The 20290-nt window shown below is 58.4% G+C and carries 17 protein-coding genes and 1 pseudogene; 6 read left to right on the plus strand and 12 right to left on the minus strand.

Going from position 1 to position 20290, the window contains the following annotated elements; all coding sequences use genetic code 11:
* Window positions 1-286: 286 nt before the first annotated feature.
* Window positions 287-1519, minus strand: coding sequence for a peptidase T (gene pepT, locus AC6CWS_RS05595; protein WP_023289160.1), 1233 nt, complete (start codon window positions 1517-1519; stop codon window positions 287-289).
* 257 nt (window positions 1520-1776) lie between these two features.
* Between pepT and potA the strand changes: the two genes are divergently transcribed.
* From potA to potD, 4 genes are read left to right on the plus strand one after another with little or no spacing between them, the layout of a single operon-like run.
* A complete protein-coding gene (gene potA / locus AC6CWS_RS05600) occupies window positions 1777-2913 on the plus strand; it encodes a spermidine/putrescine ABC transporter ATP-binding protein PotA (RefSeq protein WP_017898964.1) in 1137 nt (378 codons plus the stop codon).
* Complete coding sequence (gene potB, locus AC6CWS_RS05605; RefSeq protein WP_004150812.1) at window positions 2897-3754, plus strand: spermidine/putrescine ABC transporter permease PotB; 858 nt, start codon at window positions 2897-2899, stop codon at window positions 3752-3754. The genes potA and potB overlap by 17 nt, the downstream gene beginning before the upstream one ends.
* Window positions 3751-4536 carry a spermidine/putrescine ABC transporter permease PotC gene (potC, locus tag AC6CWS_RS05610; RefSeq protein ID WP_004150813.1) on the plus strand — a complete coding sequence of 262 codons (786 nt, stop codon included), beginning with the start codon at window positions 3751-3753 and terminating at the stop codon, window positions 4534-4536. The genes potB and potC overlap by 4 nt, the downstream gene beginning before the upstream one ends.
* The gene (potD, locus tag AC6CWS_RS05615) at window positions 4533-5579 is read left to right on the plus strand and encodes a spermidine/putrescine ABC transporter substrate-binding protein PotD (protein WP_023289157.1); all 1047 of its coding nucleotides are present in this window, start codon (window positions 4533-4535) and stop codon (window positions 5577-5579) included. Before potC ends, potD begins: the two co-directional genes overlap by 4 nt.
* 45 nt (window positions 5580-5624) lie before the next feature.
* Here the strand turns inward: potD and AC6CWS_RS05620 are convergent, their stop codons facing one another.
* The 9 genes from AC6CWS_RS05620 to pdxA all read right to left on the minus strand — a co-directional run bounded on the left by AC6CWS_RS05620 (window position 5625) and on the right by pdxA (window position 16957).
* Window positions 5625-7349 carry an aldehyde dehydrogenase family protein gene (locus tag AC6CWS_RS05620; protein WP_065883854.1) on the minus strand — a complete coding sequence of 575 codons (1725 nt, stop codon included), beginning with the start codon at window positions 7347-7349 and terminating at the stop codon, window positions 5625-5627.
* Window positions 7346-8974, minus strand: coding sequence for a long-chain fatty acid--CoA ligase (locus tag AC6CWS_RS05625; protein WP_065883852.1), 1629 nt, complete (start codon window positions 8972-8974; stop codon window positions 7346-7348). Before AC6CWS_RS05625 ends, AC6CWS_RS05620 begins: the two co-directional genes overlap by 4 nt.
* A gap of 239 nt (window positions 8975-9213) precedes the next feature.
* Window positions 9214-11220 (minus strand): transketolase, encoded by a 2007-nt coding sequence (gene tkt, locus AC6CWS_RS05630; protein ID WP_080901869.1) that lies wholly within the window; start codon window positions 11218-11220, stop codon window positions 9214-9216.
* Between the two features lie 19 nt (window positions 11221-11239).
* Entirely contained in the window at window positions 11240-12190 is a 951-nt protein-coding gene (gene tal / locus AC6CWS_RS05635; protein ID WP_065881725.1) for a transaldolase, read from the minus strand.
* 30 nt (window positions 12191-12220) lie between these two features.
* On the minus strand, window positions 12221-12679 hold the full coding sequence (gene rpiB, locus AC6CWS_RS05640) for a ribose 5-phosphate isomerase B (protein WP_008806013.1): 459 nt from the start codon (window positions 12677-12679) through the stop codon (window positions 12221-12223).
* A 28-nt stretch (window positions 12680-12707) separates the two neighbouring features.
* Window positions 12708-13082, minus strand: a complete 375-nt coding sequence (locus AC6CWS_RS05645) for a PTS glucitol/sorbitol transporter subunit IIA (protein WP_064180330.1) — start codon at window positions 13080-13082, stop codon at window positions 12708-12710.
* A 1-nt stretch (window position 13083) separates the two neighbouring features.
* A complete protein-coding gene (locus AC6CWS_RS05650; RefSeq protein WP_004204602.1) occupies window positions 13084-14103 on the minus strand; it encodes a 2-keto-3-deoxygluconate permease in 1020 nt (339 codons plus the stop codon).
* 92 nt (window positions 14104-14195) lie between these two features.
* Window positions 14196-15914, minus strand: coding sequence for a four-carbon acid sugar kinase family protein (locus tag AC6CWS_RS05655; RefSeq protein WP_012968563.1), 1719 nt, complete (start codon window positions 15912-15914; stop codon window positions 14196-14198).
* Window positions 15915-15949: 35 nt separating this feature from the next.
* Entirely contained in the window at window positions 15950-16957 is a 1008-nt protein-coding gene (gene pdxA / locus AC6CWS_RS05660; RefSeq protein WP_008806010.1) for a 4-hydroxythreonine-4-phosphate dehydrogenase PdxA, read from the minus strand.
* A 242-nt stretch (window positions 16958-17199) separates the two neighbouring features.
* Here pdxA and AC6CWS_RS05665 point away from each other — a divergent pair, with 242 nt between their 5' ends.
* Both AC6CWS_RS05665 and AC6CWS_RS05670 read left to right on the plus strand, forming a co-directional pair.
* Window positions 17200-17994 carry a triose-phosphate isomerase gene (locus AC6CWS_RS05665; RefSeq protein WP_065881727.1) on the plus strand — a complete coding sequence of 265 codons (795 nt, stop codon included), beginning with the start codon at window positions 17200-17202 and terminating at the stop codon, window positions 17992-17994.
* A 35-nt stretch (window positions 17995-18029) separates the two neighbouring features.
* Window positions 18030-18992, plus strand: a complete 963-nt coding sequence (locus tag AC6CWS_RS05670) for a sugar-binding transcriptional regulator (RefSeq protein WP_004140612.1) — start codon at window positions 18030-18032, stop codon at window positions 18990-18992.
* 24 nt (window positions 18993-19016) lie between these two features.
* Here the strand turns inward: AC6CWS_RS05670 and AC6CWS_RS05675 are convergent.
* Together AC6CWS_RS05675 and cobB are read right to left on the minus strand one after the other, a co-directional pair.
* Window positions 19017-19361: pseudogene (locus AC6CWS_RS05675) on the minus strand (hypothetical protein).
* A gap of 90 nt (window positions 19362-19451) precedes the next feature.
* Entirely contained in the window at window positions 19452-20282 is an 831-nt protein-coding gene (gene cobB / locus AC6CWS_RS05680; protein WP_017898959.1) for a Sir2 family NAD+-dependent deacetylase, read from the minus strand.
* Window positions 20283-20290 lie beyond the last annotated feature (8 nt).

A 20290-nucleotide genomic window follows, 5' to 3' on the forward strand; every position in this document is an offset into this window, starting at 1 on the left:
CATCCGGCATAAAGACGAGTACCCGCTCTGCTGTTGACCGCCCGGCGGCGCTGCGCTTGCCGGGCCTACGGGTTCCGCGGCCACCGGTTGGACCGTAGGCCGGAAAAGGCGTTAGCCGCCATCCGGCATAAAGACGAGTACCCGCTCTGCTGTTGACCGCCCGGCGGCGCTGCGCTTGCCGGGCCTACGGGTTCCGCGGCCACCGGTTGGACCGTAGGCCGGAAAAGGCGCAGCCGCCATCCGGCGTCTTGTCCGACACGCGGCCCTACCGGGCTGCCTGAGAAGATTAATGCCCTTTTCGTGCCGCCGTCAGCTCGGCGATACGCACGATCACCTGCACCGCTTTCTCCATCCCTTCCAGGGTGACAAACTCATGTTTGCCGTGATAGTTGTAGCCGCCGGTAAACAGGTTCGGGCATGGCAGTCCCATAAACGAGAGCTGCGCCCCGTCGGTACCGCCGCGGATCGGCTTCATCTGCGGTTCGATATCGCAGTCCACCATGGCCTGGCGGGCAATATCGACCACGTGCGGATGGGCGATCACCTGCTCATGCATATTGTAATAACTGTCCTCGATCACCAGCTCGATATAGCAGTCCGGGTGCAGCCCCTTGCCCACCTTTTTGGCGATCTCCATCATCTTGCGCTTGCGCGCCTCGAAGTGCTTACGGTCAAAATCGCGGATGATGTAGTGCATCTCGGCCCGATCGACGCTGCCTTTGATGCTGGTGAGATGATAAAAGCCTTCATAGCCTTCGGTAGTCTCCGGCGCCTCGTCGGCCGGCACTTCGGCATGAATCCGCGCGGCCAGCGACAGCGCGTTGACCATCACCCCTTTCGCAGTGCCGGGGTGCACGTTGTTGCCGACGATCTTAATGGTCACCGAGGCGGCATTGAAGTTTTCAAACTCCAGTTCGCCGACCCCGCCGCCGTCAACGGTATAGGCCCAGCGGGCGTCAAAGGCCTCGACGTCGAAATGTTTCGCCCCTTTTCCGACCTCTTCATCGGGGGTGAAGGCCACGCGGATATCGCCGTGGGGGATATTTTTCGCCTGCAGGGTCGCCAGCGCGGTCATGATCTCGGCGATGCCGGCCTTGTCGTCCGCCCCCAGCAGCGTTTTCCCGTCGGTGGTGATCAGCGTCTGACCCAAAAGCTGATGCAGAACCGGGAACATCACCGGGGAGAGCACCTCATCGCCGATACCCAGCGCAATATCGCCGCCGCGATAGTTTTCGACAATCTGCGGGTTAACGTTTTTGCCGCTGAAATCCGGGGAGGTGTCGACGTGAGAGATAAAGCCGATGGCCGGGATATCGCCCTCGACGTTGGCAGGCAGGGTTCCCATTACCGTCCCTTTTTCACTCAGCGTTACCTTGACCAGTCCCATTTCTTCCAGCTGCGCCTGCAACAGGCGTAACAGCTTCCACTGCCCTTCCGTGCTGGGGACCTGACGAACGCCAGGCTTCGACTGCGTGTCCAAAGAAACGTACTGCAAAAAACGCTCAAGCAATTTATCCATGTAGCCACCCTCTTCTTTTGTGACAACATTATTGATAAGCCAGAAAAGACAAATATTGCGTCAGGTCATTCTTAGCCCGTAAAGCGAAATTTAATAACGGAACCGACGTTATGGTGTAAAGGTAGACTATGCAGGCGTATCAAGGATTGGCGATTACCCTCGTTTGCCGTAGAATGCTGGCCCTTATTAAAAACGTGCAACCCCAAAGGTGGTTAATCACAAACCCCGCAGCGGTCGGAAGTTTCCGTTGCGTCTACATGGGACAGAGTCAAAAATTGAATATACAACCGCGTTCGCGTTCGCCGCTGGTGCAACTGGCGGGAATTCGCAAAAGCTTTGATGGTAAAACGGTCATCGATAACCTTAACCTGACCATCAACAATGGTGAGTTTCTCACCCTGCTTGGCCCCTCTGGCTGCGGTAAAACCACCGTTCTGCGCCTTATCGCCGGCCTGGAAAACGTCGACAGCGGACGGATCCATCTCGAAGATCACGATATCACTCATGTTCCGGCGGAAAACCGCCACGTTAATACCGTATTCCAAAGCTACGCCCTGTTTCCGCATATGACGGTGTTCGAGAACGTCGCCTTCGGCCTGCGGATGCAGAAAACCCCGGCGGCGGAAATCACTCCGCGGGTGATGGATGCCTTAAAGATGGTGCAGCTGGAGGCGTTTGCCCAGCGCAAACCGCACCAGCTCTCCGGCGGCCAGCAGCAGCGCGTGGCCATCGCCCGCGCGGTGGTCAACAAACCGCGCCTACTGCTGCTCGATGAGTCCCTTTCGGCGCTGGATTACAAGCTGCGTAAGCAGATGCAGAACGAACTGAAAGCGCTGCAGCGTAAGCTCGGCATCACCTTCGTCTTCGTCACGCACGACCAGGAAGAGGCCCTGACCATGTCCGATCGCATCGTGGTGATGCGTGATGGCAAAATCGAACAGGACGGCACCCCGCGCGAGATCTACGAAGAGCCAAAAAACCTGTTCGTCGCCAGCTTTATCGGCGAGATCAATATCTTCGACGCCACGGTCATTGAACGCCTCGACGAACAGCGCGTGCGGGCCAGCGTGGAAGGGCGTGAATGCAACATCACCGTCAATTTTGCGGTGGAGGCCGGCCAGCGTCTGCATGTCCTGCTGCGCCCGGAAGATCTGCGCGTCGATGAGATCCACCACAACAGCGACGCCGACGGCCTGATCGGCTATGTGCGCGAGCGCAACTATAAGGGCATGACTCTCGAGTCGGTGGTGGAGCTGGAAAACGGCAAAATGGTGATGGTCAGCGAATTCTTTAACGAAGACGACCCGGATTTCGACCACTCTCTTGACCAGAAAATGTCTATCAATTGGGTGGAGAGCTGGGAGGTGGTGCTGGCCGATGAAGAACACCAGTAAATTCCAGAATGTGGTGATCGCCACCATCGTCGGTTGGCTGGTGCTGTTTGTCTTTCTGCCCAACCTGATGATCATCGCCACCAGCTTCCTGACCCGCGACGACGCTAACTTCGTCAAGCTGGTCTTCACGCTGGACAACTACTCGCGGCTGCTGGATCCGCTCTATTACGACGTGCTGCTGCATTCGCTGAACATGGCGCTGCTGGCGACCCTCGCCTGCCTGGCGCTGGGCTACCCGTTTGCGTGGTTCCTTGCCCGGCTGCCGCAGAAGGTGCGGCCTCTGCTGCTGTTCCTGCTGATCGTTCCCTTCTGGACCAACTCGTTGATCCGCATCTACGGGCTGAAGATTTTCCTCAGCACCAAAGGCTACCTGAACGAGTTTCTCCTGTGGCTGGGAGTGATCGACACGCCGATACGCATTATGTTCACCCCGTCGGCGGTGATTATCGGCCTGGTGTACATCCTGCTGCCGTTTATGGTGATGCCGCTCTACTCCAGCATTGAGAAACTGGATCGGCCGCTGCTGGAAGCGGCGAAAGATCTCGGCGCCAGCAAGCTGCAGACGTTTATCCGCATCATCATTCCGCTGACCATGCCGGGGATCATCGCCGGCTGCCTGCTGGTCATGTTGCCGGCGATGGGGCTGTTCTACGTTTCCGACCTGATGGGCGGCGCCAAGAACCTGCTGATCGGCAATGTGATCAAGAGCCAGTTCCTCAATATTCGCGACTGGCCGTTCGGCGCGGCAACCAGCATTACCTTAACCCTGGTGATGGGCCTGATGCTGTTGATTTACTGGCGCGCGGCGCGCCTGCTGAATAAAAAGGTGGAGCTGGAATGATCGGTCGACTGCTGCGCGGCGGCTTTATGACCGCCATCTACGCGTATCTCTACATCCCTATTATTATTCTGATCGTTAACTCGTTTAACCGGTCGCGTTTCGGCATCAACTGGCAGGGGTTCACCACCGACTGGTATAGTCTGCTGATGAACAACGATAGCCTGCTGCAGGCCGCCCAGCACTCGCTGACCATGGCGGTGCTGTCGGCGACCTTCGCCACCCTTATCGGCTCGCTAACCGCCGTGGCGCTGTACCGCTACCGTTTTCGCGGCAAACCGTTCGTTAGCGGCATGCTGTTTGTAGTGATGATGTCGCCCGATATTGTCATGGCCATCTCCCTGCTGGTGCTGTTTATGCTGATTGGCGTCCAGCTTGGCTTCTGGTCGCTGCTGTTTTCGCATATCACCTTTTGCCTGCCGTTTGTGGTGGTCACCGTTTACTCCCGGCTGAAAGGCTTTGATGTGCGGATGCTGGAGGCGGCGAAAGATCTGGGCGCCAGCGAGATGACCATCCTGCGCAAAATCATCCTGCCGCTGGCCCTGCCGGCGGTGGCGGCCGGGTGGCTGCTGAGCTTCACGCTGTCGATGGATGACGTGGTGGTCTCCTCGTTCGTCACCGGTCCGGGGTATGAAATCCTGCCGCTGAAGATCTATTCGATGGTCAAGGTCGGCGTTTCGCCAGAGGTGAACGCTCTGGCAACGATACTGTTGGTTCTGTCGCTGGTGATGGTCATCGCCAGTCAGTTAATTGCACGTGATAAAACTCAGGGGACGTTAAAATGAAAAAATGGTCACGCCACCTGCTCGCGGCGGGCGCTCTGGCAATCGGCATGAGCGCCGCCCACGCGGACGACAGCAAAACGCTCTACTTCTACAACTGGACCGAATATGTGCCGCCGGGCCTGCTGGAGCAGTTCACCAAAGAGACCGGCATCAAGGTTATCTACTCGACCTACGAGTCGAACGAAACCATGTACGCCAAGCTCAAGACCTATAAAGACGGGGCGTACGACCTGGTCGTCCCGTCGACCTACTTCGTCGACAAGATGCGTAAAGAAGGCATGCTGCAGAAGATCGATAAGAGCAAGCTGACTAACTTCAGCAACCTCGATCCGCAGATGCTGAACAAACCGTTCGACCCGAATAACGACTACTCCATCCCCTACATCTGGGGGGCGACGGCCATCGGCGTCAACAGCGACGCTATCGATCCGAAAACCGTCACCAGCTGGGCCGACCTGTGGAAGCCGGAATACAAAAGCAGCCTGCTGCTGACCGACGACGCGCGCGAAGTGTTCCAGATAGCGCTGCGTAAGCTGGGCTATTCCGGCAACACGACCGACCCGAAAGAGATTGAAGCCGCCTATAACGAGCTGAAAAAACTGATGCCCAACGTCGCGGCGTTTAACTCCGATAACCCGGCGAACCCGTATATGGAAGGCGAAGTGAACCTCGGCATGGTATGGAACGGTTCGGCTTACGTCGCCCGCCAGGCTGGTACGCCGCTGGAAGTGATCTGGCCGAAAGAAGGCGGCATCTTCTGGATGGACAGCCTGTCGATCCCGGCAAATGCGAAAAACGTCGACGGCGCGCTGAAGTTGATTAACTTCCTGCTACGCCCGGATGTCGCCAAGCAGGTCGCGGAAACCATCGGCTACCCCACGCCAAACCTGGCGGCGCGCAAAATGCTCAGCCCGGCCGTGGCCAACGATAAATCGCTCTATCCGGACGCCGCCACCATCGAGAAAGGCGAATGGCAAAATGACGTCGGCAGCGCCAGCGCTATTTATGAAGAGTATTACCAGAAGCTGAAAGCGGGCCGCTAATCCCGCCGGGCGGAGCCGCGGTTCCGCCCTTTTTTTGCTCTCACTTTAGCCCCTCAGGGCGCGCCAGAGGATCGCCGGCAGCTTGCGCCAGCGCGGCCGATGGTAAAAATCCACCAGCCGCTGCGCCACCGCTTCCTGCCCCCGGTGAGTAATAAACCAGGGCGGCAGGGGCATCAGCGTCAGTTCGCCATGCCACAGACTGCGCGGAAACGGCCGAAACGGCGCCTCAATCACCGTGCGCTCGGTTTTCTCCAGCATAAAGCTGTTATGCACCTTGCCCCGCCCGCTCTGAATATCGTCGAGCCTGTGGCCGGGAAACGCCCCCCACGGGCAGGGAGCTAACAGGAAGGCCACCCCGCTCCAGCAGTTGATCGCCACCGTGCCGTAGCGCAGCTCGGCGATCAGCGCGTTAAAACGCTTACGCCCAATCGCCTTGCGGGTGCGCGGGTGGATCACAATATTGGCCCCCAGCGTGCCCTGCAGCCGCTGATTGGCATAGCCGATCGCCTGGCGCAAAAAGCTTTCCGCGCTGTCGGCCTCAAGGCGGGTGATCGACAGCCCCGGGCCAAAGACCTCCTGCTGGCAGAAGTCAGGATCATCCTCGGTGTTCGCCACAATCAACGGCAGCGCGTCGCCGCGGGCTATCTCCAGCGGCTGACGGGCGCGCAGGCGAAAGTCAGTCAGCCGGTTTTCCGCGCCGGGGTAATAGTCCGGACGGGTATTGGCGGCGATCAGCCGGTACAGCTGATTAAGCAGGGCCGACGCCGGCTCCCAGCCCTGCTGCAGGATCAGCACCTGGCTGGCCACGCAGTTAAACCCGCCATTGTTCATCTTCTGCGTCGCCAGCTGCTGCGCCTGAAAAGCGATATCCGCCTCGCTCCACGGACCGGGGACGATAATGGTAGGGCTGACGCCGCCCAGCTCCGAGGTCACCCGACGCGGGTTCAGCGGCGTCCCGGCGGCCCGACGCTGGCGAGCCGCCTCACCGTCGCCCCAGACGATAGCGTCATGGCTCTCCCGCGAGCCGGTGATATGGATCTCATCGACTGCGGGATGGGTGGTCAGCCACGCCCCCGCCTGGGCATCGCCGGTGACGATGCGGAGCGCATCCATGGCGATCAGCGGCGCCAGAGCCTGAGCCAGCAGATCGTGCAGATAATCATTCACCGGGTTGAGCTTCAGCAGGCAGACCTGATTTTCAATAAACAGTTTGTGTAATACGTCCAGCGGCGCGATAGCGGCCACATTCCCGGCGCCGAGCACCAGCGCCAGCTTGCCCTGCCGCGCGGCCGGCGGGATATCGTATGCGGCTGCCGCGCAGCGATCGAGATTGGCCCGGGTGACCCCCGGCTGCATCCAAATTTCAGCGCGAACACCAGACAGCAACAGTCGATCCCAGAGCGTGCCGGGCACCACCCGCAGCGCCAGGCGGCCGTCCGCCAGCGTCCGCAGCGGGATCCGCCGCAGAAAGGTCTTCTCCTCCAGCTGCTCCAGGGTGGCGATGAGCCCGTTGCAGCCGACCATCAGCGCGCAGGGGCCTGCCAGCCACTCTTCGCCCGTCAGCGGATCGCCTGGCGGTAGTCCTTTGGCCCTCGCCGCCGCCTCCACCCACGCAGGAGCAATTGAAGCCAGGGCATCCTTGATCTGGCGCAGGAGCGCCAGACGACGATTCACTGAGGTCTCCGCCCAGCGCTGGCGCGCCGCCGACAAGGCGTGCAGCGCTGCGTCATACTGAGAGCAGGTCGTCAGACCGGGTCGCGCGTGGCTCATTTTCCCTCACTCATTAATATCTCTCCATAGGCCTGGCGCAGCTGATTCTTAAGCACCTTGCCCGTGGCGCTGACCGGTAGCGCATCGACAAATATCACCCGGTCCGGGATCTGCCATTTGGGCACCCGTTTCTCAAACCAGGCCAGCAGATCGCTCTCTTCCACTTCGCCCCCTTCCACGCGAACGCACAGCAGCACCGGCCGCTCGTCCCAGCGCGGGTGGCGGGCGGCGATGGCCGCCGCGCTGCGCACCGCCTGATGCGCGATGGCGATATTCTCCAGCTCAACGGTGGAGATCCACTCGCCGCCGGACTTGATGATATCCTTTGCCCGATCGCTGATCACCAGATAACCATTGGCGTCGAGCGTACCGATATCGCCGGTATCAAACCAGCCAGCCGCGGTCAGGGCGCTTTCGTCCTGACCATAGTACTGCTCCACCACCCAGTGCCCTCTGACCTGCAGATATCCCTGACTTTGGCCGTCCATCGGCAGTGGGTCCCCCTCGACATCCACCACCTGTAGCTCGATGCCAAAAATAGGCCGCCCCTGACCGGTACGCTGTTTTTGCTGCTCCGGCGCCGGGAGTGCGTCATGTTTGCTCAACAGTGTGTTAATGGTGCCGATGGGCGATGTTTCGGTCATTCCCCAGGCGTGGATCAGCGTAATGCCGTAATCGTGCTGAAAGGCCTCCATCATCGACGGCGGCAGCGCGGAGCCCCCGACAAACGCGCGTTTAAAATCAGGCAGCCGCATGTCCGACCGCCGCATCGCCGCCAACAGACCGGCCCAGATCACCGGCACGCCGAACGCCACCGTCACCTTCTCGGCGGCCAGCAGCTGCAGCAGGCTGTCGCCATCGAGGTGCGGCCCCGGTAGCACCAGCCGCGCGCCGACCATGGCGGCGATAAACGGCGTCCCCCACGCGTTGACATGGAACATCGGCACCACCGGCAACAGGCTATCCCTGGCCGAGATCCCGGCGGCGTCCGGCTGATTGCCGCTCAGGGCATGCAGGACCAGCGAACGATGGGTATTCAACACCCCTTTCGGTCGGCCGGTGGTCCCCGAGGTGTAGCAGAGCGAGGCCGGCGTCAGTTCATTGAGCGGCGGCCAACGATAGTCTGCCATCCCCTGCTGCAACAGTTCGTCAAAAAACAGCAATGAGGGCAGCTGGCTGAGCGCCGCTTCGCTGCGGGGCGCCATCAGCACGACGTGTTTCACCGTCGGCAGCTGCGGCAGCAGCTGCGCCACCAGCGGCAAAAAGGTCTGGTCAAAGAACAGCACCTCGTCGGCGGCGTCGTTGAGGATATACCGCAGATGGTCAACCGACAGCCGCGGATTGACGGTGTGCGTCACCCAGCCGCCGGAGGCGACGGCGAAATAGATCTCCAGGTGGCGGCGATTGTTCCATGCGAGGGTGGCGCAGCGGGCGCCCGGCGGCAGCCCCAGCGACGCCAGCGCCGATGCCAGCCGCTGAGCGCGGCTGGCCACTTCCCCCCAGCAGCTGCGCTCTTTCTCACCGCCGGCGCCCACCGAAACGATCTCCGTCTCGCTGTGGTATTGCGCCGCATGGCTGAGCAGCGCGGTGGTGGTGAGATTCTGATAAATCATCGGTGACGGCATGGCGGGGTCTCCTTTGCAGACTTCCGGGCGGGGGAACAGGGTCGCGGCGCGAACGTGCGGACGCCTATTGAATCTGGTCTACATTTGCCGGTCTGCACAAAAAAACGTACAGAAATCAGCGGTCACGCACAAAATAGAGTGGGAAATGGTTCAGAAAGGAAAAGACAAACTCATGACCGGAAGATCATTACTCAGAGAGCGTATCGCCCGACTCCGGGCCAGGCGATAGTGGTGGGGATTTACAGCAGCGCTTTCGCTTTAGCAACCACGTTATCGACGGTGAAGCCGTACTCCTCGAACAGCTGCTCAGCCGGCGCAGACTCACCGAAGGTGGTAATGCCAACAATGGCGCCGTTCAGGCCAACGTATTTGAACCAGTAATCAGCAATCCCCGCTTCCACGGCAACGCGCGCGGTCACGGCTTTCGGCAGTACGGATTCGCGATAAGCCGCATCCTGCTTGTCGAACGCGTCGGTGGACGGCATGGAAACCACGCGCGCCTTCACGCCTTCGGCGGTCAGTTTGTCCCACGCGGCAACCGCCAGTTCCACTTCTGAACCGGTGGCGATGAAGATCAGCTCCGGCTGCGAGCCGGTGCACTCTTTCAGCACATAACCGCCGCGGGCCACGTTCGCCAGCTGCTCTGCGGTACGCTCCTGCTGCGCCAGGTTCTGACGGGAGAGGATCAGCGCGGTCGGACCGTCCTGACGCTCGACGCCATATTTCCACGCAATCGCGGATTCAACCTGGTCACACGGACGCCAGGTGGACATGTTCGGCGTTACGCGCAGGGAAGCCACCTGCTCTACCGGCTGGTGAGTCGGGCCATCTTCGCCCAGACCGATGGAGTCGTGGGTGTAGACCATCACCTGACGCTGCTTCATCAGCGCCGCCATACGTACCGCATTACGCGCGTATTCCACGAACATCAGGAAGGTGGAGGTGTACGGCAGGAAGCCGCCGTGCAGCGCGATACCGTTGGCGATAGCGGTCATACCGAACTCACGCACGCCGTAGTGAATGTAGTTACCCGCGGTGTCTTCGTTGATCGGCTTAGAACCAGACCACAGGGTCAGGTTGGACGGCGCCAGGTCAGCGGAACCGCCAAGGAATTCCGGCAGCAGCGGACCGAAAGCTTCGATGGCGTTCTGAGAGGCTTTACGGCTGGCGATTTTCGCCGGGTTGGCCTGCAGCTTCGCGATGAACTCGTTGGCTTTCGCGTCGAAGTCAGACGGCATCTCGCCTTTCATACGACGGGTGAATTCGGCGGCTTCCTGCGGGAAGGCTTTGGCGTAGGCAGCGAACTTCTCATTCCATGCCGCTTCTTTCGCCTGACCGGCTTCTTTGGCATCCCACTGCGCATAGATGTCAGACGGGATGTCAAACGGCGCGTGTTTCCAGCCCAGCGCTTCGCGGGTCAGGGCGATTTCGGCGTCGCCCAGCGGCGCGCCGTGGGAGTCGTGGGTACCGGCTTTGTTCGGCGAACCGAAGCCGATGATGGTTTTGCACATCAGCAGGGACGGTTTGTCGGTGACCGCGCGCGCTTCTTCTACTGCGCGTTTGATGGCGTCAGCGTCGTGACCGTCAACGCCGCGCACCACGTGCCAGCCGTAGGCTTCAAAGCGTTTGGCGGTATCGTCGGTGAACCAGCCTTCAACGTGGCCGTCGATGGAGATGCCGTTGTCATCATAGAAGGCCACCAGTTTGCCCAGCTTCAGGGTACCGGCCAGGGAGCACACTTCGTGAGAAATGCCTTCCATCATGCAGCCGTCGCCCATGAAGGCGTAGGTGTAGTGGTCGACGATATCGTGTCCCGGACGGTTGAACTGCGCCGCCAGGGTTTTCTCGGCGATAGCCATCCCGACCGCGTTAGCGATACCCTGGCCCAGCGGACCGGTGGTGGTTTCCACGCCCGCAGTGTAGCCGACTTCCGGGTGGCCCGGCGTTTTGGAGTGCAGCTGGCGGAAGTTTTTCAGCTCGGATATCGGCAGATCGTAGCCAGTGAGGTGCAGCAGGCTGTAAATCAGCATCGAACCATGGCCATTGGACAGTACAAAACGGTCACGGTCAGCCCAGGCCGGATTGTTCGGGTTATGGTTCAGGAAATCACGCCACAGCACTTCGGCAATGTCAGCCATACCCATCGGGGCACCCGGGTGGCCGGATTTGGCTTTCTGTACTGCGTCCATGCTCAGGGCACGCAGCGCGTTGGCGCATTGGCGGCGAGTGGTATTTGTCGTTTTCATCAGTCTTTATCCCCGCGGATTACAACATCTGCTGAATCTGTTGTTCCAGTTTCACCTGATCGACAGCAAACAGTCGGATCCCTTCCGCTAGTTTTTCCACTGCCATGGGATCCTGATGATGCTGCCAGAGGAACTCCGCCTGCGTCATCGGGCTGGGACGGGTTTCCGTCACGCAGCCGGGGGTCAACTGGCGGGTCAACGCCCCTTCGCTGGCCGCCAGCTCGTCCAGCAGTGCCGGAGAGATGGTCAGTCGATCGCAGCCCGCCAGCGCCTGGATCTGCTCAATTCGACGGAAGCTGGCGCCCATTACCACCGTGTCATAGCCATGGGATTTGTAATACTGATAAATCTGGCGCACAGAGACCACGCCCGGATCGCTGTCCACCTGATAGGCTGACTGCGGCTGGTGCTTCTGATACCAGTCGTAGATGCGGCCCACAAAGGGCGAGATGAGAAAGACGCCCGCTTCGGCGCATGCCCGGGCCTGAGCGAAAGAGAACAGCAGCGTCAGGTTGCAGTTTATACCGCTCTGCTCCAGCTCTTCGGCAGCGCGAATGCCCTCCCAGGTGGCGGCGAGCTTAATTAGAATCCGCTCGGGACCAATGCCATTTTTTTCATATAACTGGATGAGCTTGCGCGCCTTCGCGACGCACATCCCGCGATCCCAGGCAAAGCGGGCATCCACTTCGGTGGAGATACGCCCGGGCACATGGCGCAGCACCTCGCTGCCGATATCCACTGCCACCTGATCGCAGGCGTTAATCAATTGTGTTTCTGCGCTGCCTCCCTGGCGGCGTGCCTTGCCAATCGCATCGGCAATCAGCGGCTGATACTGCGGCAGCTGCGCGGCCTTCAGCACCAGCGAGGGGTTGGTGGTCGCATCCTGGGGTGCAAACTTTTTAATCGATTCAATATCGCCGGTATCAGCAACAACCGTGGTGTATTTTTTCAGTTCGTCTAACTGGCTCATCATCTGTTCCTTATCTTACGACTGCGGAGATTAATCTCTGGCATGCTGGTGTTCGTAATAATCAATACGTTCCACTTTGGGCGCGGAGCCGCCGCCTTCATATTCGGACTCAAGCCACGCCTGAATAATTTTTTTGCCCAGCTCAGTGCCAATCACCCGCGCGCCGAGGGTAATAATCTGCGCGTTGTTACTTTTACGCGCTCGCTCAGCGGAGAAGGTATCGTGACACTGGGCGGCACGGACCCCGGGGACTTTATTGGCCACAATACTCATCCCAATGCCGGTACCGCAGATCAGAATGCCGCGCTCGTGTTCGCCCTGTTTAATCGACATCGCCACCGCATGGGCAACATCCGGATAAACGGTACTCCCCTGGCGCTTATCGCTGCTGTAATCCGCGACGTTTATTCCCAGCCCATTCAAATAAGCGACGATAGTATCGCGAAAAGCATAGGCGGCATCATCCGCACCAATAGCGATTGTTTTCATGGTTATTTCCTTAATTTAACAGTACGTCTTAATGACAATTCGGGTAAAACGAAATTTGGTCGCCGGGCTGAATAATTTGTGGTGGTTCGCCGTAAAGGTGTACCGTCCCGGGTAATTCAGCGATATCTGCGCCATCAAAATTTAGCGTGATATGGCCAAGCTGTCGTAAATTTGCCGTTGCCACACTGCCTACCGCGGTCACCCGATAATTTTTATCATTTAATTTCATTCGCTGACCGGGCGCTAACTCGGCGGTCAGTTCGCTGGCCTGGTGTACGGCGCAATAACTCGCAATATCGTCGGGAACGGCATCGGAGAATAAAATAAGCCGCTGCTCCCGCAAAGAGCACTCAACATATTCCCCGACGGCGGTAATTCGTAATGAATACAACGGCACGCTCATACTATTTGTGTCCTTTAGCGGCAGGGGAAGATAATGTCACGCTCTCTTCACTTTTCGCGTCTTTCAAAGGTTCAGCGGCTGGCGCCCGCTTTTTCAGCCGTTTATCAAACCAGGCGACCAGTATCGGCGCGGTGATCATGGTGATAATGCTCGCCGTCGCCAGCTGCGCGGTGGCGGCATCCACGTACATCGCCAGCGAAGGATCCGCCTGGGCAACCATCGCCGGCGTCAGCGCTGAGCTGGCGGCGGTGGTTCCCAGCGCGGCGCCCAGCGCGCTTTTCTTCTTCAAAAACAGGTTGTAGATAAAGTAGAACACAATCCCGGTGAGCGCGGAGATAATCCCCAACAGGATCCCGGACAGGCCGGCGGTAAACACCGTATTGATGCTGGAGTTGGCGCCGATGGCGAACGACATAATAATGATCACCAGCGGCTGCGCCGCGGCGCATAACTGTTTAAAACGTTCGTCCAGATTGCCCCACAGCATGCCAATCAGCAGCGGGATAAGCATCGACAGCAGCGCGGCGAAGGGAATATTGGCCAGGCCGCTGACGCCCAGCACCATCATGGTGACAAACGGACCATCCTTGATGCAGAACACGGAGATCGCCCCGGCATCACTGGCATCGCCATAGTTGCTGCACAATGCGATATAGAGGGAGCTGTTCGAGCTGGTCAGGCAGGCAATCAGCGCCAGGGTCGATATCCCGAGAAATCCGCTCGGGCCAAACAACGTTCCCGCGGCCCATACCGCCAGGGCCCCGGCCAGACATTTGAGAAACAGCAGCACGGCGCCTTTATAGAGCGGCAAACCGGCCTGACGGATATTGATTGAGGTTCCGCAAATGAGCAAAAATATGCCCATCATGGCGCTGGAACCGACTTTAAATAAAGCGGTGGTCGGGCCGCCAATACTGAGCACCTGGGGAGCAAAGGTATTAATCAATATTGCCACCAGCAGTGGAATAATGATTAGCCCACCGGGCACCTTATTCATTTTCTCAAGTATATTAATATTCATAGGGTGACTCTTAAATTAAGATTTAACAGAGATAACGACGCAATACTACCCTGACGACCATTACGTCGTTTATTTTTTATTAGATGACTGGGTTATTGCTGTGCTTCTTGATAAATTCGGTCAACAATGATGCCAATAATATCTTCCGGTCCGGTTAACCCTCCTTTTCCGACACAAATTAAGCCGGCATAATCACCACCAATAATCCGCACCATATCGGTTTGCGGGATGACATAGTCAATCATTTCTATTCCGGTCGCGCCCAGCTCTTTTAGGACATTGACCATGGTGTCACCGCCGGTCATATACAATCCTTTAATTTCACCCGACGCACAGTTAAGCACCTCGCGTACAATACTGCCCAATCCGTGGTTAATATTTTGCGCAGCCTCACCGTGGGCCAGACCAAATCTCTGCTCCTCTTCCTGAAGGTTTAGCAACCGCCCGGTCAAGGCGGATTCAAAAACAAAGAGCGCGTTGTGCTGCGCCGGGACGCACTGTCGGGCATGCTGTACCACGCGATTGACTTCAATCTCAGCGGCGTTTTTCCTGTCAACCAACAGCTCGGCATCCACCGGGATATGGCAGACCCGGTCATCCCTGGCGATCAAATACTGGAGCTGTTTTTTGGTTACTGGCGTTGCGCTGCCGGCAACGATCAAAATCGAGCCGCGCTGGCCGTCCGCTGTCAGGCTCGCGGGCGCGCTGCTCCGCGCTTCGCGCATCAGGCCGCGACGAACCGCCAGCCGTTCGGTAAAGGGCCCCGGATCGACGGCCAGCACGTTCCAGTTCAGGGCCACTACCGCCCCGGCGATGGCATCGACATCGTCGACGGTTATCGCATCGACCACTATCACCCGCACGCCGCGTTGCTGTTGCTCCTGCAAATCCTGCTGGATTTGCCCTTCGCCTTTCATCACCGACGTCAGCGCGATATGCCCGACCTGATGATGGGTCTGCGCCGCCAACAGTCCCGGCACCCACGACTCGGTGACCGGGGTACGTACATCGCGAGCCACATCGGTCCGCGACAGGGCTACCGAATCAATCACCGAATAACCGCCGACGAGAATACGCCGTGACTGCGGCATCGCCGGCACCACAACCGCCACCGTCTCCTGCGGCAGTTGTTCCAGCATGGCATCGATTTCAAATCCGATGCCGCCGCGCAGCGTGGTATCAATCCGCTTGGTGAAGTAGTGCGCGCCGCGAGCCTGCAGCTGTTTCACCGCAGCGCTCACTTTGTGCTGGGCCTCCGCTTTCGGCAATGGGCGGCTGTCGCTGCTGACGACCATCGCCGGATACTCGACCTCATTGCGGGAGAAGGATTCGGTATCGAAAAACGCGGCGGTTTTTAAACCGCTACGTGCCAGCAGCACCCCGACGGTTGTTGCCCCGGTCAGATCGTCAGCCACGATCCCAAGCTTTCCGCCTTCCCCTTGTGGCCAGACCATCTCAATGCAGGCAGGCGTCACCCCGGAGACGTAGATCCCTTCGTGTATAAATTCCGCCAGCGGGCCGCTTTTGCCGGTGGGATGCAGGTTAATGGTGGGAATTCCCCGCTTCGGATAGAGTCCGCAGCGCAGCGTGCCGCCGCAGTCGATGACCATTAAACCAATCTCTTCTGCCGGCGGTTCGCCATTTTTGAATACATCAATGGAGGGCCAGCCGGTCAGTTCGCTCAGGCGGTCCACGACCGGGGGACGGATCCCCCCGGTAATGTACGCAATCTTTTTTCCCTGACCCAGCGTGATAGTCAGAGGCCCACCCCAGCCCTTACAGCCCTTGCTAATCAACAGATGTTTTTCCATTTCTCTGTCCTCGTGATTCGCATGAACCTCAGCGATTATTGATGCTTCATTTTCCAGTAACGGGCCGCCACCAGCGTCGACTCCAGCATACTGACAGTACCCGCCTTACCCGTACCGGCGATATCAAACGCCGTCCCATGGTCAACGGAGCTGCGCATAAACGGCAGGCCGAAGGTAATGGTGATTGAACGTTCAAAGTCGAGGGTTTTACAGGCGATATGCCCCTGATCGTGATAAAGCGAGAGAATGGCGTCGTAGCGCCCCTGTTTGCCGAGATGGAACACGGAATCGGCCGGTACCGGCCCGATAGCGTTGATCCCCATCTCCTGGGCCGCTTTCACCGCCGGGATCAGATTGTCTGCCTCTTCGTGACCAAAAAGACCGTTGTCGGAACCATGCGGGTTCAGGGCGGCCACGGCAATACGCGGATTGTTGATGTTCAGGGCAGTAAATTCATGATGGATCTGCTGAACGCAGGCCAGCACCCGCGCTTTATTGGCATAGTCACAGGCAGCTTTTAGCGCCATATGGCGGCTCACGAAGAAGACGCGCAGGTTGTGGACGTGGAACATAGTCAAGCCATAATCAGATTGGGTTTCCACCTGATAGATTTCGGTATGGCCCGGGAGCTTACATCCCGCCAGCTTGATGGCTTCCTTATGAATAGGTGCAGTAGAGACCACGTCGATCAGCCCCGCTTTGCCCAGTTCGATCGACTTCATCACATAGTCCAGCGACATTTGCCCCGCCAGCTTCTGCACCTTGCCCCATTCGATGCTGTCGCAGTCGTAGTCGCCGGTTTCTAGGACATCCAGCGTCCCCCAGCTGAAACGGGCCTCCTGAGGATGAGCAATTTTATGGATAGCAAAATCGCAGCCCATGATTTTCATCGCCCGGCTGATAATCGGTACCGAGCCGATCAGGAACGGTTTGCACTCGTCATACACGCTTTTGTCCATCATGGTGGCCACTGTGATCTCTGGGCCGATCCCTGCCGGATCGCCGATGGTAATCGCCACAACGGGTTTTTTCTCTGCTGACATCATGCGCCTCTCTTGTCTCAGTTGATTGTTCATATGTTCATAGTAAAATCATATGCTCAAAACATTACCTGATGAATGAGCCGCCATTAGTGATGAGGATCACATAAAAAAATTCATAGATTTTTTTCATCGAAAAATGTGATCTAACATATGTTCATATACTGATAAAAAGTTCAACCTCAATACAGGGTATGACACCCACATTTTGCAAGCGTTTGATTTTATTAACAGGAGAAGCAAAGATGACCCCGATATGGTTAGGAACCAGCTGGAAAATGAATAAGCCGCTGTCGCAGGCCATGGCCTGGTGCGAAACGCTGGCAGCGCGGATGCCAGAGGGCTGTCACCCTGCTATTCAGCCCTTCGTCATTCCCCCCTTCACCGCGATCCAACCCGTCAGCCATTTTCTGCAAATGCATCAGTTACCACTTTTGACCGGCGCGCAGAATATGCATGAAGCGGATCAGGGCGCCTGGACCGGGGAAATCTCGGCGGCCATGTTGGCAGAAACCGGCGCCACGCTTGTTGAGCTGGGACATTCAGAACGACGCGCCGCCTTTAATGAAAGCGATGCCGCGATTAATCGAAAAGTACATAGCGCCTTAGGTCATGGCCTGCGCCCACTGATCTGTATTGGCGATAGCGCCGAGGAGAAACGCTGGCAGGTGTCGCGTGAAAGCGTGGTGCGGCAGACGAAGATCGCCCTGTATGGCCTGAGCCACCAGCAAGCGCTGCAGATCCTGATTGCGTATGAACCGGTGTGGGCCATTGGCGAACATGGTACGCCCGCCTCACCGCAGGAGGCGGGCGTCATTCATCAGGCGTTGCGTGAGGCGCTTTGCGAGCGGTTTGGTCATGAGACAGGAATCCGTATCCCACTGCTCTATGGCGGCAGCGTTACACTGCAAAACGCGGTGGAACTGCTGCGCCAGCCGGAGATCAATGGCTTGTTTATCGGCCGCGCGGCCTGGGACGCACAAGGCTATTGCGACATTGTTCAACGCGTTACACAGGAATTTATTTTGCAGGCGCAGTAATATAAGAGGGACACCAGAGATGGAAATTCCAGGCCATGATTGAACAAGACTCAGATTACGCCCTGCTCACTGAAATTGCGGTGGCTTATTACGATCAGGAACAAACGCAGGAAGAGATCGCCAAACGATTCGGCATTTCGCGTATCAAAGTCGGGCGCCTGCTGAAAAAAGCGCGCCAGGAAGGGATTGTTGAGATCAGCGTCAAATACCATCCGGTCTTCAGCTCCCAGATTGAGCAGCAGTTTATTTCGCACTTTGGCATTAAGCGCGCGCTGATTGCCCTGGATCACCATGATGAAGATGAACAGCGCCAGCAGGTGGCGGCCCTGGTCAGTAACTACCTGGCTGGGGTGTTAAAAAACGATATGACCGTCACCGTTGGTCAGGGGCGCAATGTGGCCGCGGTGGCGAATCACGTCGGTGTGTTTCCTGAGCGCCACTGCCGCTTTATCTGCGGCATCGGCGGAACCAAGCGCGACAATCAGCTGATCGACGCCGACCACATCAGCCGGAATCTGGCGCGCAAATTTAACGGCTTCAGCGAAACGCTTTACGCCCCGGCCTATGTGGAAACCCCGGAGCTGCGCGCCGCCTTTATGCAAAACCGCCTGATTAAGGCCACGCTCGAACAGGCCAGCAAAGCTGACGTGGCGATCATTGGCCTCGGCGATATGAATGAAAACAGCTTTATGGTCCAGCTCGGCTGGTTTACGCCGCAGGAAATTGCCACCGCGCGTCAGGAACAGGGGGTGGTGGGCGATCTGGCGGGGTACAGCTTTTTCAATATTCAGGGCAAACCCGTCGATACGGTGATGAATGACCGGGTCATTGGCTTAAGTCTCGAACAGCTGCGGGCCATTCCCTGCGTCATCGCTATCGCCTCCGAAAGTACGAAAGCGACGGCGATCCTGGGGGCATTACGCACCGGGGTTATAGATGTGCTGGCTACCAGCGCCTCGAACGCCCGTTCGGTCATTAATATGCAAAAGGCGCTATAAATAAGCCACGGCGCAGGCGGCGGCTCAGCGTCGCCCTCCGTCGCGCTGGCCTTTGTCCTTCCCTTTTTCGGCTCGCCGTTGCACAAAATCTTCAATGATGCCGAAGATCCCGTTGAGGGGTTTCCACAGCACCACCAGCAGCAGCATGGGGCCGTATACCCGCACACCGCCCGTCGCGACCTGACCGGTGAACAGCAGGGCTAAGCCATCCAGCAGCAGGCACTACGCGCTGCCGGTGCCGATCAACAGGCACAGCAGGAAGAGGATCGGTCGGCTATCAGCGTATTCAGGTAGCGCACGCTGGCTCCAGATGCCGACGATAATGGACGCGATCAAGGCGATCGATGCAATGACCAGGGGATGATGCATGGTCTGACTCCTGTCATGACGTGACATCCTTGTCAACAGCGCTGCCGGAAGCGGTGGGCGTCGCCCTGCCCCCCGGCAGGCTGATTCAGTTTACAGCGCGTTTTCCTGCAGCAGCTTATCGATAAAGGCGGGTACCACTTCGCTTGCCAGCCCGTAGTGCTTTTCGGCAAACTCGCTGCCCACCTGGCTGGGCTCGAGGTTCAGTTCAACGGTATGGGCGCCGTGCAGTCGCGCCTCGTGCACAAAGCCGGCCGCCGGATAGACGTGGCCGGAGGTGCCGATGGCGATAAAGATATCCGCTTCGGCCAGCGCGCTGTAGATCTCGTCCATCCCCAGCGGCATTTCGCCAAACCAGACCACGTGCGGACGCAGCGCCGCCGGGAACTGGCAGCAGTGGCATTTGTCCTCTGCGGTGACGTCCCCGGTCCACTCCAGCACCTGGCCGCTCCACGAACAGCGCACCTTCAGCAGCTCGCCGTGCATATGGATCACCCGGCGGTTGCCGGCGCGTTCGTGCAGATTATCGATATTCTGGGTGACCAGCAGAAAATGGTCGCCCAGCAGATCCTCCAGACGCGCCAGCGCCAGATGCGCCGCGTTCGGCGCGATCTCCGGACTCTGCAGCTGACGACGGCGGGCGTTGTAGAACGCCTGTACCAGCGCCGGGTCGCGGGCGAAGCCTTCCGGCGTCGCCACATCTTCCACCCGATGCTCTTCCCACAGGCCATCGGCCGCGCGGAAAGTTTTGATCCCCGACTCCGCCGATATGCCCGCACCGGTTAACACCACCACTCTCGGTTTGGCCATCGCTTCAGGCTTCATCCTGTCCTCCCTAAAGAAAATCCGCTGACGCAGACGGTCACGCAACTGACGTTTATTGCGACGAAAACGGCTCAATCGATGTAAACGGCGCGACTGCATAGCTACCT

The sequence above is a fragment of the Klebsiella sp. M041 genome, assembly GCF_059759695.1.